The organism is Nocardia cyriacigeorgica (assembly GCF_010868145.1).
Classification (GTDB): domain Bacteria; phylum Actinomycetota; class Actinomycetes; order Mycobacteriales; family Mycobacteriaceae; genus Nocardia; species Nocardia cyriacigeorgica_D.
On sequence record NZ_JAAGUY010000006.1, the window covers coordinates 1 to 15,607 of the forward strand.

15 protein-coding genes are annotated in these 15,607 nt (G+C 67.5%); 10 read left to right on the plus strand and 5 right to left on the minus strand.

Features of this window, described 5'->3' with window-relative positions; all coding sequences use genetic code 11:
• The first annotated feature begins 150 nt into the window (after positions 1-150).
• Positions 151-1,140 (plus strand): heme o synthase, encoded by a 990-nt coding sequence (locus tag GV792_RS10220; protein ID WP_175583150.1) that lies wholly within the window; start codon positions 151-153, stop codon positions 1,138-1,140.
• A gap of 20 nt (positions 1,141-1,160) precedes the next feature.
• On the opposite strand, the gene GV792_RS10225 is transcribed toward GV792_RS10220, so the two are convergent.
• Positions 1,161-2,126, minus strand: coding sequence for a quinone oxidoreductase family protein (locus GV792_RS10225; RefSeq protein ID WP_163823819.1), 966 nt, complete (start codon positions 2,124-2,126; stop codon positions 1,161-1,163).
• 82 nt (positions 2,127-2,208) lie between these two features.
• Here GV792_RS10225 and GV792_RS10230 point away from each other — a divergent pair, with 82 nt between their 5' ends.
• From GV792_RS10230 to GV792_RS10245, 4 genes are all read left to right on the plus strand, one after another.
• Positions 2,209-2,559: a hypothetical protein gene (locus tag GV792_RS10230; protein WP_163823820.1), complete on the plus strand. Its 351-nt coding sequence runs from the start codon at positions 2,209-2,211 to the stop codon at positions 2,557-2,559.
• 148 nt (positions 2,560-2,707) lie between these two features.
• Positions 2,708-3,943, plus strand: a complete 1,236-nt coding sequence (locus GV792_RS10235) for a PucR family transcriptional regulator (protein ID WP_163823821.1) — start codon at positions 2,708-2,710, stop codon at positions 3,941-3,943.
• 127 nt (positions 3,944-4,070) lie between these two features.
• Complete coding sequence (locus GV792_RS10240; RefSeq protein ID WP_175583151.1) at positions 4,071-4,541, plus strand: MarR family winged helix-turn-helix transcriptional regulator; 471 nt, start codon at positions 4,071-4,073, stop codon at positions 4,539-4,541.
• Complete coding sequence (locus GV792_RS10245; protein WP_163823822.1) at positions 4,538-4,954, plus strand: organic hydroperoxide resistance protein; 417 nt, start codon at positions 4,538-4,540, stop codon at positions 4,952-4,954. Before GV792_RS10240 ends, GV792_RS10245 begins: the two co-directional genes overlap by 4 nt.
• A gap of 215 nt (positions 4,955-5,169) precedes the next feature.
• Here GV792_RS10245 and GV792_RS10250 read toward each other — a convergent pair whose 3' ends face one another.
• The 4 genes from GV792_RS10250 to mptB all read right to left on the minus strand — a co-directional run bounded on the left by GV792_RS10250 (position 5,170) and on the right by mptB (position 9,637).
• A complete protein-coding gene (locus GV792_RS10250; RefSeq protein WP_163823823.1) occupies positions 5,170-6,144 on the minus strand; it encodes a COX15/CtaA family protein in 975 nt (324 codons plus the stop codon).
• A 93-nt stretch (positions 6,145-6,237) separates the two neighbouring features.
• On the minus strand, positions 6,238-7,029 hold the full coding sequence (locus GV792_RS10255) for an ABC transporter permease (RefSeq protein WP_163823824.1): 792 nt from the start codon (positions 7,027-7,029) through the stop codon (positions 6,238-6,240).
• Positions 7,026-7,958 (minus strand): ABC transporter ATP-binding protein, encoded by a 933-nt coding sequence (locus GV792_RS10260; protein WP_163823825.1) that lies wholly within the window; start codon positions 7,956-7,958, stop codon positions 7,026-7,028. Before GV792_RS10260 ends, GV792_RS10255 begins: the two co-directional genes overlap by 4 nt.
• Positions 7,955-9,637 (minus strand): polyprenol phosphomannose-dependent alpha 1,6 mannosyltransferase MptB, encoded by a 1,683-nt coding sequence (gene mptB, locus GV792_RS10265; protein ID WP_163823826.1) that lies wholly within the window; start codon positions 9,635-9,637, stop codon positions 7,955-7,957. The genes GV792_RS10260 and mptB overlap by 4 nt, the downstream gene beginning before the upstream one ends.
• Before the next feature lie 427 nt (positions 9,638-10,064).
• Between mptB and GV792_RS10270 the strand changes: the two genes are divergently transcribed.
• The 5 genes from GV792_RS10270 to GV792_RS10290 are packed head-to-tail and all read left to right on the plus strand — an operon-like array spanning position 10,065 to position 15,606.
• Complete coding sequence (locus GV792_RS10270) at positions 10,065-10,898, plus strand: helix-turn-helix transcriptional regulator (RefSeq protein ID WP_163823827.1); 834 nt, start codon at positions 10,065-10,067, stop codon at positions 10,896-10,898.
• Positions 10,895-12,331: a Fe-S cluster assembly protein SufB gene (gene sufB / locus GV792_RS10275; RefSeq protein WP_163823828.1), complete on the plus strand. Its 1,437-nt coding sequence runs from the start codon at positions 10,895-10,897 to the stop codon at positions 12,329-12,331. Before GV792_RS10270 ends, sufB begins: the two co-directional genes overlap by 4 nt.
• Positions 12,331-13,542, plus strand: coding sequence for a Fe-S cluster assembly protein SufD (sufD, locus tag GV792_RS10280; RefSeq protein WP_163823829.1), 1,212 nt, complete (start codon positions 12,331-12,333; stop codon positions 13,540-13,542). Before sufB ends, sufD begins: the two co-directional genes overlap by 1 nt.
• Before the next feature lie 35 nt (positions 13,543-13,577).
• Positions 13,578-14,351 carry a Fe-S cluster assembly ATPase SufC gene (gene sufC, locus GV792_RS10285; protein WP_163823830.1) on the plus strand — a complete coding sequence of 258 codons (774 nt, stop codon included), beginning with the start codon at positions 13,578-13,580 and terminating at the stop codon, positions 14,349-14,351.
• A gap of 1 nt (position 14,352) precedes the next feature.
• A complete protein-coding gene (locus GV792_RS10290; protein ID WP_163823831.1) occupies positions 14,353-15,606 on the plus strand; it encodes a cysteine desulfurase in 1,254 nt (417 codons plus the stop codon).
• Position 15,607 lies beyond the last annotated feature (1 nt).

Below are 15,607 nucleotides of genomic sequence, written 5' to 3' on the forward strand. Positions count from 1 at the left end.
GATTTCGCCCGGGTTCGTGCGCGGCCGGTGGCGGGCACATCTAGGGCGGTAGGGGCGTGGGTCTACCATCGTCTGTAGTAGTGGCCGCGCCGCAGCTGCGCGCTGCTCGTTCCACAGCCGGATGCGATGCACAGCGTGCGAGGAGAAACAGTGCGGATCGGTCAACAGCCGGGGGTCGGCGGTGCGCACGATTCCTCGCCGGCCCTGGCGGATCGGGTCACCGGTGACGGCCCGTTGTCGAAAGCCCTGCGTCGTCCGCTGGCCTATATCGCGCTCACCAAGCCGCGCGTCATCGAACTGCTGTTGGTCGCCACCATCCCGACCATGCTTCTCGCCGACCGCGGTCAGGTCGACATCCGCTTGATCCTGGCCACGCTGTTCGGCGGGTGGATGGGTGCCGCGAGCGCGAACACCCTCAACTGCGTCGCCGACGCCGATATCGACAAGGTGATGAAGCGGACCGCCAAGCGTCCGCTGGCCCGCGATGCGGTGCCGACCTCGCATGCGTTCGTCTTCGGCGTCGTTCTCGGTATCGGCTCGTTCGCCTGGTTGTGGTGGCAGGCGAATCTGCTCAGCGGCGTGCTCGTCGTCGTGACGATCCTGTTCTACGTCTTCGTCTACACCCTCGGCCTCAAGCGCCGCACCTCGCAGAACGTGGTGTGGGGCGGCGCCGCCGGCTGTATGCCCGCGCTGGTCGGCTGGTCGGCGGTCACCGGCACCATCGGCTGGCCCGCGATCGCCCTGTTCGGCGTCATCTTCTTCTGGACGCCGCCGCACACCTGGGCGCTGGCCATGCGCTACAAGGAGGACTACCGCGCGGCCGGTGTGCCGATGCTGCCGGTGGTGGCCACCGAGCAGACCGTCACCAAACAGATCGTCATCTACACCTGGCTCACCGTGCTGACCACGCTCGCCTTGGTCCCGGCCACCGGCGTGATCTACGCGGCGGTCGCGCTGGTCGCGGGAGCCTGGTTCCTGCTGATGGCCCACCAGCTCTACGCGGGTGTGCGCCGTGGCGAATCGGTGAAGCCGTTGCGACTGTTCCTGCAGTCCAACAACTACCTGGCCGTGGTGTTCTGCGGCCTCGCGATCGACTCGGTGCTCGGCTGGACCACGATCGGCGACGTCCTCTTCGGCTGAGATGCGACTGCTGATCGCCCTCAGGGCAGCAGCACGATCGAGCCCGTGGTTGTGCGGCCCTCCAGATCGCGGTGCGCCTGTGCGGCATCGGCCAGCGGATAGGTGGCGCCGACCCGGATCGCCAAGGCGCCCTCGGCGATGGATTCGAGCACATCACCTGCCCGCCACAGCAATTCGGTACGGTCCCGGGTGTAATGCGTCAGCGTGGGCCGGGTGACGAACAGGGAACCGGCGGCATTGAGCCGTTGCAGATCGAACGGCGGCACCGGCCCGCTGGCAGCGCCGAACAGTGCGAGCATTCCGCGGATCCGCAACGAGGCGAGGCTCGCTTCGAAGGTCGCGGCGCCGACACCGTCGTACACCGCGGCCACGCCGACACCGTCGGTCGATGCGCGTACCCGCTCGGCCAGATCATCGCCGTAGCGCAGCACTTCCGCAGCGCCTGCCGCGCGCGAGAGTGTTTCCTTCTCGTCCGAGGACACCGTGGTGATCACCCGGACGCCGCGCGCGACCGCCATCTGGGTCAGCAGCAAACCCACCCCGCCGGCGCCGGCGTGCACCAGCACGGTCTCGCCGGGTTCGGGCCGGTAGATCGACTCGATCAGGTAGTGCGCGGTCATTCCCTGTAGTAGGGCCGAGGCCGCGACGGGCGGGTCGACGTCATCGGGCACCGCGACGGCAACGGCTTCGTCGACGGCCACCAGCGGCGCGTAACTACCAGGTGCGTTCGCCCACGCGACCCGGTCGCCGGGCCGGAAGTCGGTGACGTCCGCTCCGACTTCGGCGACAACGCCGGTGCCCTCTGCGCCGGGAATATAGGGGACCGGCTGCTTGTAGGTGCCGGTGCGGAGGTAGGTGTCGATGAAGTTGACGCCGATCGCGTCGGTGTCGACCAGCAGTTGGCCGGGCCCGATCGTCGGGTCCGGCACTTCGGCGTAGGTGAGGACCTCGGGACCGCCGTGCTCGGAAACCTGGATGGCGCGCATGGATTCAGTTCTACACCGCGACGACCCCGATCCGGCCGACCGCGGGGGTGGAGCTTTCCTTACCCGTCGGTAAACTACGGGCATGAGTGCAGATGTCGCCACCGTGACCGCGCAGGTGCCGAGTTCCGTCGTGGATTCGGTGAAGAAGTTCATCGCCGAGCACGGCGGATCCGCGACCGCCGTCCTGCAGCCGATCGGCCGCATGGGCGTGCGGGTCACCCTTGTCGGCTCCGACGGGATCCTCGGTGACCGCGTCGTCGATGATCTCGCCACCGCGAAAGCGCTGGTCGAGCGGATCGACGGGCTGAGCGAGGCCGATGAGTGGGATCGTGAGCTGACGTCGATCGTCACCCCGCGCACCGGCCACTGGGCCAAAATGGCGGGCTGGGTTGCCCGACAGGCCCGCTTCCCCAAGGCGCGCAACGAGCAATAGCAAGATCGCACCGGTTTGTGCGCCGTCACAGGCGCACGGCCGGATCGCTGGTTGATTTCACAATCCAGCCGCCAACCCCTACTGGCCGGTAACTATCCGGGATACCGTGATCACTCCGAGATCAACCTCCGGGCCAGAAGGAATCGATATGACGATCGTCGACTCGACTCGCCCGCTCCTGACCGTCTCCGGTCACCCGGTGACGACCCATCTGCGCGATGTCACCTCGCTCTCGCGCCGGATGGTCGGGCACTTCATCGAGAACGTCGCGCCCTGCGGCACCCTGCCGGGCGACGCACTGCGAGGCGATGTCACCGCCGTGACGCGAGTCTGCCTCGAACTCACACTGAACCTGCTCGACGGACGCGACCTGCCCGAACAGATCGATCAGATCAGCGATGCCGCCGCCGAATGGGCGCGTGAGGGCATCCCCATCGACACCATCAATCACGCCATCCACGAGGGCTTCAAGCTCGGTTTGGATGCGCTGCTGACCAACGCCTCGCCGGCGGACTACGCCGATCTGGTGACCACCGCGCGGCGGCTGCTGGAAATCCTTGACACCATCACCACCACCGTCTCGATGGCCTATGTGCGTGAATACCGCTCCGTGGTGAGCGAACACCACACCGCGGTGCACACCTTGACCTCAGCGCTGCTCGGCGGGCACAGCACCTCGACCATGGCCAGGGAGTGCGGTATCGAGATCGCCGCGTCCTATGCGGTACTGGCGCTGGCGATCCCGCCGCACGCCGACGAGTCGGCGCCCGAGGTCGACGGCAAGATCGTGGCACGGCGCAAGCTGAGACGGATCCAGGCCGAACTGGCGACCCGCTGCGGTGACCGCGCGTTGTCACTGCTGAGCGTCGACGGTGGCACGGTGCTATTGCCCTCGGCCGATTTCGATGACGATGCCCTCGACGAGTTGGTCGCCCAGTTGTCGGCGGCCGCGCGGGTGTCGATCACCGCCACCGTCGTGACGGCCGCGCCCGCCGACATACCGTCCGCCTCCGAGCAGGCCCACGATCTTCTCGACACCGTGCAGCGGATTTCCGGTCTGGGTGGGCTGCACCGCTTCAATGATCTTGCCCTCGAATTCCAGATCACCCGACCCGGTCCCGCGCGCGAATACCTCAGCGGCATCCTCGATCCGCTGGACGAGCACCCGGAGTTGCTGGACACCTTGCGTCAGCACATTGCCAACAACTTCAACCGTCAGCGCACTGCCCGGTTGATGCATATGCACACCAACACCCTCGACTACCGCCTCAAACGTGTCCGGATGCTGACCGGTTTCGATCCAACGCAGCCGTCGGGGCTCTGGTATCTGACCTCGGCGCTGGTGGCGCGCAGCTATCGAGGGTCCTCGGCCCACTCCGCCTGATCTGCCGCCTCGGCCCCTGGATTGTCAGGGGGCGAGGCGTTTCTCTGTCGGCGAGTCGAGCGTCACAAGCAGATTAGTTGTGCACAACTGAATTGCTCACTACCGTTCTCGTTGGAGGTGATGACCGGTGACGGAACAGAATGAGCTCGCACTGGACCGGCAGGTGTGCTTCGCGCTGTACTCCGCCTCTCGGGCGGTGATTCGCATGTACCGGCCGCTGCTGGACGAGCTCGGCCTGACCTACCCGCAGTACCTGGTGCTGCTGGTGCTGTGGGAACGCGGCGAGGTGACCGTCAAGGACCTGGGCGCGGCCCTCGAACTGGATTCGGGGACCTTGTCGCCACTGCTCAAACGGCTCGAATCGGCCGCAATGGTGCAGCGCAGGCGCGCGGCGGACGACGAACGCTCCGTCGTGGTCGAGACCACCCCCGAGGGGCAGGCGCTGCGTGAGCGCGCCAAGTCGGTCCCGCGTCGGATCGGCTGCGCGACCGGTCTGGCCGACACCGACCTCGAGGAATTCCGCGCACAGCTGCGCGCCATCACCGCCTTCATGGACAACCAGCAACTGGTGCTGGACGACACCGAGGAGAACTCATGACAACCCTGTACACCGCCGAAGCCACCGCGACCGGAGCTGGACGCGGCGGGCATGTCCGCTCGACCGACGCGGCCCTGGATCTGGCGCTCAGCATCCCGGCCGAGCTCGGTGGCGCAGGCGGCGCGGGGACCAATCCCGAGCAACTGTTCGCGGCGGGTTTCGCGGCCTGTTTCCACAGCGCGCTACAGGTGGTCGCGCGACGAGAGAAGGTCGCGCTGGACGGCACCTCGGTGACCGGCGCGGTCGGCATCGGCCCCGACGGCGCGGGCTACGGTCTGTCGGTCGCGTTGACCGTCGATCTGCCGGGCGTCGAGCGGGAGCAGGGTGAGGCACTCATCGCCGCCGCTCATCAGGTGTGCCCGTACTCCAATGCCACGCGCGGCAACATCGACGTCCAGCTCCAGTTGGCCTGAATTCGGTGCACCGGCGACGACCTCGGGTGGCTCGGCTACCGGGTCGTCGCCGCACGTCGGGTTCCACCGCGCGTCGACCGTTCCCGCCGCACACGCGGCGCGGCGATGACCTGCGCGGGATTCGCTCCACCTGCCGACGTGACCCCGACCGACGGCCGTGGCCGACCGCTGGCGCACGACGTGCGCACCGAATCCGAAACCGGAGGGCGGGCAGGTCAGGCCGCTGATACGGCCGGATCGGCGACCGGGGCGGGCACTGGCTCCCTGGTGCGCAGCGACGCCCACAGCGCGGCGGTGGCCGCCGTGGACGCGGCGGCGCCGCCCACATGGATGGCGACGAGTGCGGCCGGTACATCGGTGAAGTACTGCACGACACCGACAAGCGACTGCGCCACGACGATGCCGAGCAGCACATACATTCGGGTGCGCACCGGTTTCGCGGCGCCGACAGCGAGCAGGCCGAAGGCCAGCCCGACGAGCAGCGCGAGATATCCGACGAGCAGCTGCGAATGCAGATGCACCAGCGTCACGATCTCGACCTCGAGGCGTTCGACCTGCCGGTCGATGCTCTTGTCGCCGGCATGCGGGCCCGCCGCCGTGACCAGGGTGCCCGCCACCAGCACGCCCGCGAGCGCCACACCGCTGAGCACTGTCAGCCAGCGCAGCGGGGCGGGGGCGCGCACGGTCTCCACGCCGTCGTCCGGTTCGCTGATCTTGGCGTACATGACCACGGCCAGCCACACCATCAGCATCGACGCCAGCAGATGCACGGCAACGGTCCACCAGAGCAGCCCGGTGCGTACGGTGATACCGCCGATGATCGCCTGCACGACCGTGCCCGCTGGCATCAGCCAGGCGTAGACGAGCACCTCGCGCCTGCGTCGCGCCCGAACCACCGCCAGCACGATGAGCGCGGCGAACAGCGTCACGACGAACGTGAGCAGACGGTTGCCGAACTCGACGGTCTGATGCAACACCGGGACCTCGGACACCCCCACCGGGGTGAAACTGCCGGGGAAACACTGCGGCCAGGTCGGGCAGCCGAGGCCGGACGCGGTGACGCGCACGATCGCGCCGGTCACCGAGATGCCGGCCTGTGAGGCGATGACCCCCGCGGCGATCAGTAGCTGGCCGCGCTGGGACAGCAGCGGCAGGCGGTCGACGAGACGCAGGAATGCGCGATACAGCACGTCACGATGGTAGCGGCACCGATTCGGCGGCCCGCAGCCGGACTACTACAAAACGTCGTTTGACGTGGGCGTCACAGTGGTCGAGCTGGTCGATCAGTGGAACCGGAAGAACCGGGTCGCAAGGAATCCGCAGATCAGGCCCCATGCCGCGAGTACAGCGACACCGAACCAGTCGATGCTGTTGCGCAGAGCCTCCTCGAGCGTCACGGCCATGGCGCCCGAGGGAACCAGTCGCGCGAGTACGCTCACCGCGGTCGGCAGGTCATCGGAGGCGAACACCACCGTGGCCACGCCGAGCATGACGAACCACAGCACATTCGCCAGCGCCAGCACGACCTCGGCCTTGAGGGTGCCGCCGAGCAGCAGGCCCATTGCGGCGAAGGTAGCCGTGCCAAGCGCGATCACCACTGCGCCGAGCAGCAGCCCGGCCGGTTCGGGACGCCAGCCGAGTGCCGCGCCGATCAATCCGAGCAGCACGGCCTGCAGCACCACCACGATCAACACCGCGGCGCTCTTGCCCGCGACGATGCCCCACTTCGGCAGTGCGGTCGCGCCCAAGCGCTTGAGTGCGCCGTAGCGACGATCGAAGCCGACCGCGATCGCCTGGCCGGTGAACGCCGTCGACATCACCGCCACCATCATCACCGCGGGCACGATCTGGTCGACCCGGTCGGTGCCGAGGTCACCGAAGGGCAGCAGGCTCAACCCGATCAGCAGGGTGATCGGAATCAGCATGGTGAGCAGCAGCTGTTCACCGTTGCGCAGCAACAGGATCAGTTCGAGGCGTGTCTGCGCGGCCAGCATGGTGGCGCGCGCGTTCGGGCGCGGCGCGGGCGAGAAGGTGCCCGCGGGGAAGCGGTTGGTGGTGAGGTCCGGTTTGGTCATCCGCGCAGATCCCGTCCGGTCAGTTCCAGGAAGACGTCCTCGAGGCGACGCTGATCGATGCGGATATCGGTGGCGAGCACGTTCACCCGCGCGCACCACGCCGTCACCGTCGCCAGCACCTGCGGGTCGATCTCACCCTCGACCAAGTAGGCGCCCGGGCTCGTCTCGCGGGGCGCGAAACCTTCCGGCAGCGCCGATTTCAGCAGTTCCAGATCGAGCTTGGGCGGTGCGGAGAACCGCAGCTGGCCCGCCGCACCGTGCGCGGTCACCTCGGCGGGCGTGCCCGCGGCGACGATCCGGCCGTGGTCGATGATCACCAGTTGATCGGCCAGTTCCTCGGCCTCGTCCATCATGTGCGTGGTGAGCACGACGGTGACGCCGTCGCGACGCAGCGCATCGATCAACTCCCACACCATGATCCGGGCCTGTGCATCCAGACCCGCGGTCGGTTCGTCGAGGAAGACGATCTCCGGCCTGCCCACCAGCGCGCACGCCAGCGACAGCCGCTGCTGCTGGCCGCCGGAGAGCCTGCGATAGGGGGTACGACGGTTGTCGTCGAGTCCGAGAGTGCGCAGCAGCCAGGCCGGGTCCAGCGGGTCGGCCGAGTAGGAGGCGACCAGGTCGAGCATCTCGCCGGCCCTGGCGCCGGGATAGGCGCCGCCGCCCTGCAACATCACACCGATGCGCGGGCGCAGCTTGTCGGAATCGGCGATCGGGTCGAGACCGAGCACCCGCACCGAACCGGCGTCGGGCGTGACGAAACCCTCGCACATCTCGACGGTGGTGGTCTTACCCGCGCCGTTGGGTCCCAGTAGTGCGAGTACCTGGGCGCGTTCGACGTCGAATCCGATCCCGTCGACCGCCGTGGTCTCGCCGTAGCGCTTGACGACGCCGTCGACGCGCACGGCGGGTCCGGAGGCTTCGGTCACGATGTCACACCGTAAGCCGTGGCCGGCTGTGACCGAGCCGACACCCCTGTCTGGGTGCGCCAGGGCAGCGCGTTGCGCGTCACCACGATGAACAGCACACACACGATGGTGGTGGCGATGGCGGCGCCGACGATCTGGAAGACCTCCATATCGGCCCCGCGCGGCATCTGCAGCACGCTGACCACCGCTGACAAGGCCACCGCTGGCACACGGAACACCGGCCGCGTCGCCCATGCCGCCAGCGGCACGATCGCCCACAGCAGATACCAGGGCTGCACCACCGGGAACAGCAGCACGATGGCACCCATCGAGACGCCGAGCGCGCCGACCGGATGCAAGCGGCCGGTCCCCGTCGCCACCAGCATGCGCACCGTGACGAATCCGGCGGCCACGGCGGCGATCGGCCGGGTAATGCTGAGCAGCGCGGTGGTGTGATCGCCCAGTCCGAGCAGCACCCCGCCGAATCCGGTGATGATGCCGAGTGCGGTGGGCAATGACATCCAACTCCGCACCGCGTTGGCCACGCTCAACGTCTGCGTCCAGCCGAATCCGAGACCGCTCGCAAGGCTGACGAACAACGTCGTCGCCACGGCAATCACACCGAGCACGGCGGCGGCGGTCAGCATGTGTTTGAATCCCCCGCCCCAGCGTCGTGCCAACGCCATGCCGACGAACCCGAGCGCTATCAGTGACGTGATCTTCACCGACGACGAGAGGGCGATGACTACCGCGCCACTGATGAGCAGTGCGTAGGCCCGCCGGTCGAACGGATGGGTGTCCTCGATGGCACGCAGGGTCAACTCGACGCCGGCCAGCATCAGACCGAGCATCAGCGCGTCGTTGTGCACGCCGCCGACCAGGTGGAACAGCACGAGCGGATTCGCGGCGCCGAGCCACAACGCGCTCACGGGCGCGACACCACAGCGCACCGACAGGCGCGGCAGCGCCCACACGATCAGCGCCACACCCGCCAGCGCCAGCACGCGATGCACCCAGACCCCGGCGATGATGTTGTCGCCCGTGATCGTGGCGATGCCGCGACCCATCCAGAGAAACAGCGGCCCGTACGGTGCCGGGGTGTCGCGCCAGATTGTCGGCACATTGTTGGTCAGCACGTTATCGATGCCGAGTCCGGCCACCGGCCCCTCTTTATAGGGGTCGATGCCGCGGGCGGCGATCTCACTCTGCGCGAGATAGGAGTAGACGTCGTTGCTGAACAGCGGCGGCGCCACGCTGAGCGGGATGATCCACAGCAGCAGCATGCGGTCCATCTGCGAGCGGGTCAGCCGGTGGATCGGCGAGCCGCCGATCCCGCCGACCGCGAACCGGCCGAGCAGCAGCCAGGCCAGTACCACGATCACCGTGCCGACCATGCACATGGCCAGCGAGCCGGTGTGCGCGCGGGCGAAGATTCCGAGCACGCGCACGCCCGAGGTCGGGTTCTGATGGACCGGTTGGGCGCCGATGCCGAGGGCGCTGATGGCCATGAGGACCGTACCGGTCGCGCCGAGCAGCCGGATCCGGTCCAGCTGCACTGTTTCCTTGCGGTCGAGTCCCGGCACCTCGGACTCGTCGCGGTGCAGCACCGCAATGGTGTGATCCGCGGCCGGTGCGTCCAGGCCGAGTGCCCGGCGCCCCAGCGTCAAAGTCTTGCGCCGCGCGCCCTCCAGTACCGCCACGACAGGCAAGCCTAGCGGGCGCTGCCAGGCGTAGTTCGTAGTCAGCCTGCCCATGGCCACACGGACGGTCGAGGTCCGCCCGGCAGGCTTTCGCGCCGGGATTCATCATGGCTAACCTCCAGCATTCACCCCGCGTCGTGACCGTCGATGCCCGGCCGAAAATCGGTCCCGTATTCCTCGCCGGGACCGCTGCCACAGCCCCCTCCTCCCGACGGTCGCGCTGAACCCTGTGCCCGGGGTTGGCCTCGGCAGGGGTGCCGAGAGTGATTTGATTCACCTTTCGGCGCTGGTCGGCGTCCCGCGACCTGGGATTTCGGTGCGAAAGCGGAGGTGAGGCGGGTGCGGGGGCGAGTGGTGCCGAACCGCTACATCCGAGGTCAGGGGACCCTTATTAGATTTCGGGAACGAATTCCGCCACACTGATGTTGTGAAAACCGTGGGTTTGCCGAACGCCGATGAAAGGGCTGGTCACCGGGCCGGTACCGCATCGAGTGCTGCGCCCACCACCTCGGGTGAAGGCCATACCCGGGCGGCCATCGTCCAGCTGCTGCTGGAGGAAGGCCCGATCACCGCGACCGCGATCGGCGCCAGGCTGGGACTCACCCCCGCCGGCGTGCGCCGCCACCTCGACGCCCTCATCGATTCCGGCCAGGCGCGGGCTAGCCGCTCGGCGCCGTGGCAGCAGAAGGGGCGCGGCCGTCCGGCCAAGCAATACCAGCTCACCGCCGCAGGCCGTGGTCGGCTGGGCCACGCCTACGACGACCTGGCCGGAGCCGCGATCCGCCAGCTCGGCGAGATCGGCGGCGACAAGGCCATCACCGAATTCGCCCGCAAACGTGCCAGGACTATCGTGGCCGGGATCGAACCGGTGCAGGAGCACACCCAGGCGGATACCGAGGCCAAGGCCGAGGAGATCGCCGAAGCGTTCACCGACGCCGGATTCGCCGCGACCACCCGCAAGGTGGGCACCGGCGTGCAGATCTGCCAGCATCATTGCCCGGTCTCACACGTCGCCGAAGAGTTCCCACAGCTGTGCCAGGCCGAACTCGAGGCGTTCCGGGAGCTGCTCGGCACTCATGTGCAGCGACTGGCCACCATCGCCAACGGCGACTGCGCATGCACGACGCATGTGCCGCTGATGGTGCTGACCCCGGGCGAGGCGCAGGCCGAACCGAGCACCGAACCGAATAAAGCCTCTCCATCAGCCGTTGCACAGCCCGCAACGGTAGGAACGAACGACTCCGGAAGGAGTGCCGAATGACGACGACCACCGACCAGGTGCAACCGCTCACTCAGGAAGAGACCATCGCGTCGCTGGGTAAATACGGTTACGGCTGGGCCGATTCGGACGCGGCCGGTGCCAGTGCGCAACGAGGCCTGTCCGAGGCTGTCGTCCGCGACATCTCGGCCAAGAAGAACGAGACCCCCTGGATGCTCGAGCAGCGGCTCAAGGCGCTGCGCATCTTCGACCGCAAGCCGATGCCGCACTGGGGATCCAACCTCGACGGCATCGACTTCGACAACATCAAGTACTTCGTGCGCTCGTCGGAGAAGCAGGCCGAGAGCTGGGAAGACCTGCCCGAAGACATCAAGAACACCTATGACAAGCTCGGCATCCCCGAAGCGGAGAAGCAGCGCTTGGTCGCCGGCGTCGCCGCGCAGTACGAGTCCGAGGTCGTCTACCACTCCATCCGTGAGGACCTGGAGAAGCAGGGCGTCATCTTCCTCGACACCGACACCGGCCTGCGCGAGCACCCGGAGATCTTCGAGAAGTACTTCGGCTCGGTCATCCCCGCCGGTGACAACAAGTTCTCCGCGCTGAACACCGCGGTGTGGTCGGGTGGCTCGTTCATCTACGTGCCGCCGGGCGTGCACGTCGACATCCCGCTGCAGGCCTACTTCCGGATCAACACCGAGAACATGGGCCAGTTCGAGCGGACGCTGATCATCGTCGACGAGGATGCCTACGTGCACTACGTCGAGGGCTGCACCGCGCCGATCTACAAGTCCGACTCGCTGCACTCCGCGGTCGTGGAGATCATCGTGAAGAAGGGCGGCCGCTGCCGCTACACCACCATTCAGAACTGGTCGAACAACGTCTACAACCTGGTCACCAAGCGGGCCAAGGCCGAGGCGGGCGCGACCATGGAGTGGATCGACGGCAATATCGGTTCCAAGGTCACCATGAAGTACCCGGCGGTCTGGATGACCGGCGAGTACGCCAAGGGTGAGGTGCTCTCGGTGGCCTTCGCCGGCGAGGGCCAGCACCAGGACACCGGCGCGAAGATGCTGCATCTGGCGCCGCACACCTCCTCGACCATCGTGTCGAAGTCGGTGGCGCGCGGCGGCGGCCGGGCCTCCTACCGCGGCCTGGTCCAGGTCAACAAGGGTGCGCACGGTTCCAAATCCACCGTGAAGTGTGACGCGCTGCTGGTCGACACGATCAGCCGTTCCGACACCTACCCCTACGTCGACATCCGCGAGGACGACGTGACCATGGGCCATGAGGCCACGGTGTCGAAGGTGTCGGAGGACCAGCTGTTCTACCTGATGAGCCGCGGCCTCACCGAGGACGAGGCCATGGCGATGGTGGTGCGCGGCTTCGTCGAGCCCATCGCCAAGGAACTGCCGATGGAATACGCATTGGAACTGAACCGGCTCATCGAGCTGCAGATGGAAGGAGCCGTCGGCTGATGGCAACTGGTGTGGTGGGCGCGGTCGAGGGCGAGAACCCCACGACCAAGCCGATTCAGAACCCGGGCGCCGGAGCCGCGATCAACAAAGGCGAGGTCTTCACCTCGTTCGATGTGAACGCCTTCGAGGTGCCATCGGGCCGTGACGAGGAGTGGCGGTTCACCCCGCTGCGCCGCCTGCGTGGCCTGCACGACGGCACCGCGGTGCGTGACGGCGCGGCCACAGTCGAGGTGAGTTCGGTCGACGGCGTGAACGTGGAGACCGTGCAGCGCACCGATGCTCGCCTCGGTCAGGCCGGTGTGCCCGCCGATCGTGTTGCCGCCCAGGCGTACTCGGGTTTCGAGTCGGCCACTGTGGTATCGGTCGGTGCGGAGACGGAGGTCGCCGAGCCGGTCGTGGTCACGGTCACCGGCCCAGGCGAGGGAAAGACCGCCTACGGTCACCTGCAGATCCGGCTGGGCAATTTCGCTGTCGCCACCGTGGTCATCGACCAGCGGGGCAGCGGAACCTACGCCGAGAACGTGGAGTTCGTGCTCGGTGACAGCGCCAAACTGACGGTCGTCGCAGTGCAGGACTGGGCCGATGACGCCGTCAACACGACCGCGCACCATGCGAAGCTGGGCCGCGACGCCACGCTGCGCCACATCGCCGTCACTCTCGGTGGCGAGCTGGTCCGTCTCACCGGCACCGTGAAGTACGACGGTCCCGGCGGTGACGCCGAACTGCTCGGGCTCTACTTCGCCGACGCGGGCCAGCACTTCGAGCAGCGTCTGCTGGTGGATCACTCGCAGCCGAACTGCAAATCGAATGTGCTGTACAAGGGCGCGCTGCAGGGTGACCCGCATTCGCCCAAGGGCGATGCCCGCACCGTGTGGGTCGGCGACGTGCTGATCCGCGCGGCGGCCGAAGGCACCGATACCTTCGAGGTGAACCGCAACCTGGTGCTCACCGACGGCGCCCGCGCCGACTCGGTGCCGAACCTGGAGATCGAGACCGGCGAGATCGCCGGTGCCGGCCATGCCAGCGCCACCGGCCGTTTCGACGACGAGCAGCTGTTCTACCTGCGTGCTCGCGGTATCCCGGAGGATGTCGCGCGGCGCCTGGTGGTGCGGGGCTTCTTCCACGAGATCATCCAGAAGATCGCGGTCCACGAGATCCGGGAGCGGCTGGAGTCGGCCATCGAGGCCGAACTCGCCGCGATCGGCGTCTGACCTGAACCACTTACCCACGAAGGAATTCGAACTCCATGACCACCCTGGAAATCAAGGACCTGCACGCCGAGGTCGCCAACCCCGACGAGACCGGCGAGCCCATCAAGATCCTCAAGGGCGTGAACCTGACCGTGCGCTCGGGTGAGACGCACGCGATCATGGGCCCCAACGGTTCCGGCAAGTCCACCCTGTCCTACGCCATCGCCGGCCACCCCAAGTACACCGTGACCTCCGGCTCGATCACCCTCGACGGTGAAGACGTGCTCGAGATGTCGGTCGACGAGCGTGCGCGGGCAGGCCTGTTCCTGGCCATGCAGTACCCGGTCGAGGTGCCCGGCGTCTCGATGTCGAACTTCCTGCGGACCGCTGCCACCGCCGTCCGCGGTGAGGCCCCCAAGCTGCGGCACTGGGTCAAGGAGGTGAAGGAGTCGATGAGCGAGCTCGAGATCGACGCCGCCTTCGCCGACCGCAGCGTTAACGAGGGCTTCTCCGGCGGTGAGAAGAAGCGCCACGAGATCCTGCAGCTGGGCCTGCTCAAGCCGAAGATCGCCATCCTGGACGAGACCGACTCCGGCCTCGACGTCGATGCGCTGCGCATCGTGTCCGAGGGCGTGAACCGCTACAAGGAGCGCGAGAACGGTGGCGTGCTGCTGATCACCCACTACACCCGCATCCTGCGCTACATCCAGCCGGAGTTCGTGCACGTGTTCGTCGGCGGTCGCATCGTCGCCGAGGGCGGCGCCGAGCTGGCCGAGGAACTCGACGCCAACGGCTACGTCCGCTTCACCTCCGCCACCGCTGGAGCCTGATATGACCGCTACGGTCCGCACCCTCGACGTGGCCCGGGTCCGGGCCGACTTCCCGATCCTGAACCGCACGGTCCGGGACGGGAAACCGTTGGTGTACCTGGACTCCGGCGCCACCTCGCAGCGGCCGCTGGCGGTGCTCGACGCTGAACGCGCGTACATCATGGAAAGCAATTCCGCCGTGCACCGCGGCGCGCATCAGCTCTCCGAGGAAGCCACCGACGCCTATGAGGCCGCGCGCGCCGATATCGCGCGGTTCGTCGGTGTCGACCCAGGTGAGATCGTGTTCACCAAGAATGCGACCGAGTCGCTGAACCTGGTCACCAATGCCTTCGGCGACGACCGCTTCCCCTACCACGTGGGGCCCGGCGACGAGATCGTCATCACCGAGCTCGAGCATCACGCGAATCTGGTGCCGTGGCAGGAGCTCTCGCGCCGGACCGGCGCGACGCTCAAGTGGTACGGCGTCACCGAGGACGGGCGCATCGACCTCGACTCGCTGGAGCTGACCTCCGCGACCAAGGTCGTCGCGTTCACCCACCAGTCCAATGTCACCGGTGCGGTCGCGCCGGTGGCCGAGCTGGTGCGCCGGGCACGCGCGGTCGATGCCCTCGTGGTACTCGATGCCTGCCAGTCGGTGCCGCATATGCCGGTCGACTTCCATGAACTCGACGTGGATTTCGCCGCGTTCTCCGGGCACAAGATGCTCGGCCCGTCCGGTGTCGGCGTGCTGTACGGCAAGCGGGCGCTGCTCGAAGAGACCCCGCCCTACATCACCGGCGGGTCGATGATCGAGACCGTCACCATGGAGCGCAGCACCTACGCGCCGCCGCCGCAGCGATTCGAAGCCGGTGTGCCGATGACCTCGCAGGTCATCGGGTTGGCCGCCGCAGTTCGGTACCTCGACGCCATCGGGATGGAAGCCGTCGCCGCACACGAGCACACGCTGGTCGAGGCCGCACTGGCCGGACTCGGCGAGATCGATGGTGTGCGGATCATCGGCCCCACCGAGAACGTGGACCGCGGTGGCGCGGTGGCGTTCCTGGTGGACGGTATCCACGCCCATGACGTCGGCCAGATCCTCGACGATCAGGGTGTCGCGATCCGGGTCGGTCACCACTGCGCCTGGCCGCTGCACCGTCGTTTCGGTATCGCGGCTACCGCGCGTGCCTCGTTCGCGGTCTACAACACCCTCGACGAGGTCGACAAACTGGTCGCCGCCGTGCGGAAGGCGCAGAGCTTCTTCGGGGTTGGATAAG

Coding starts and splice junctions, on each gene's coding strand:
- GV792_RS10225 (WP_163823819.1), bottom strand. CDS start 2,126: ATGCGCGCCATCCAGGTTTCCGAGCACGGCGGTCCCGAGGTCCTCACC.
- GV792_RS10230 (WP_163823820.1), top strand. CDS start 2,209: ATGAGTGCAGATGTCGCCACCGTGACCGCGCAGGTGCCGAGTTCCGTC.
- GV792_RS10235 (WP_163823821.1), top strand. CDS start 2,708: ATGACGATCGTCGACTCGACTCGCCCGCTCCTGACCGTCTCCGGTCAC.
- GV792_RS10245 (WP_163823822.1), top strand. CDS start 4,538: ATGACAACCCTGTACACCGCCGAAGCCACCGCGACCGGAGCTGGACGC.
- GV792_RS10255 (WP_163823824.1), bottom strand. CDS start 7,029: ATGACCAAACCGGACCTCACCACCAACCGCTTCCCCGCGGGCACCTTC.
- sufB (WP_163823828.1), top strand. CDS start 10,895: ATGACGACGACCACCGACCAGGTGCAACCGCTCACTCAGGAAGAGACC.
- sufD (WP_163823829.1), top strand. CDS start 12,331: ATGGCAACTGGTGTGGTGGGCGCGGTCGAGGGCGAGAACCCCACGACC.
- sufC (WP_163823830.1), top strand. CDS start 13,578: ATGACCACCCTGGAAATCAAGGACCTGCACGCCGAGGTCGCCAACCCC.
- GV792_RS10290 (WP_163823831.1), top strand. CDS start 14,353: ATGACCGCTACGGTCCGCACCCTCGACGTGGCCCGGGTCCGGGCCGAC.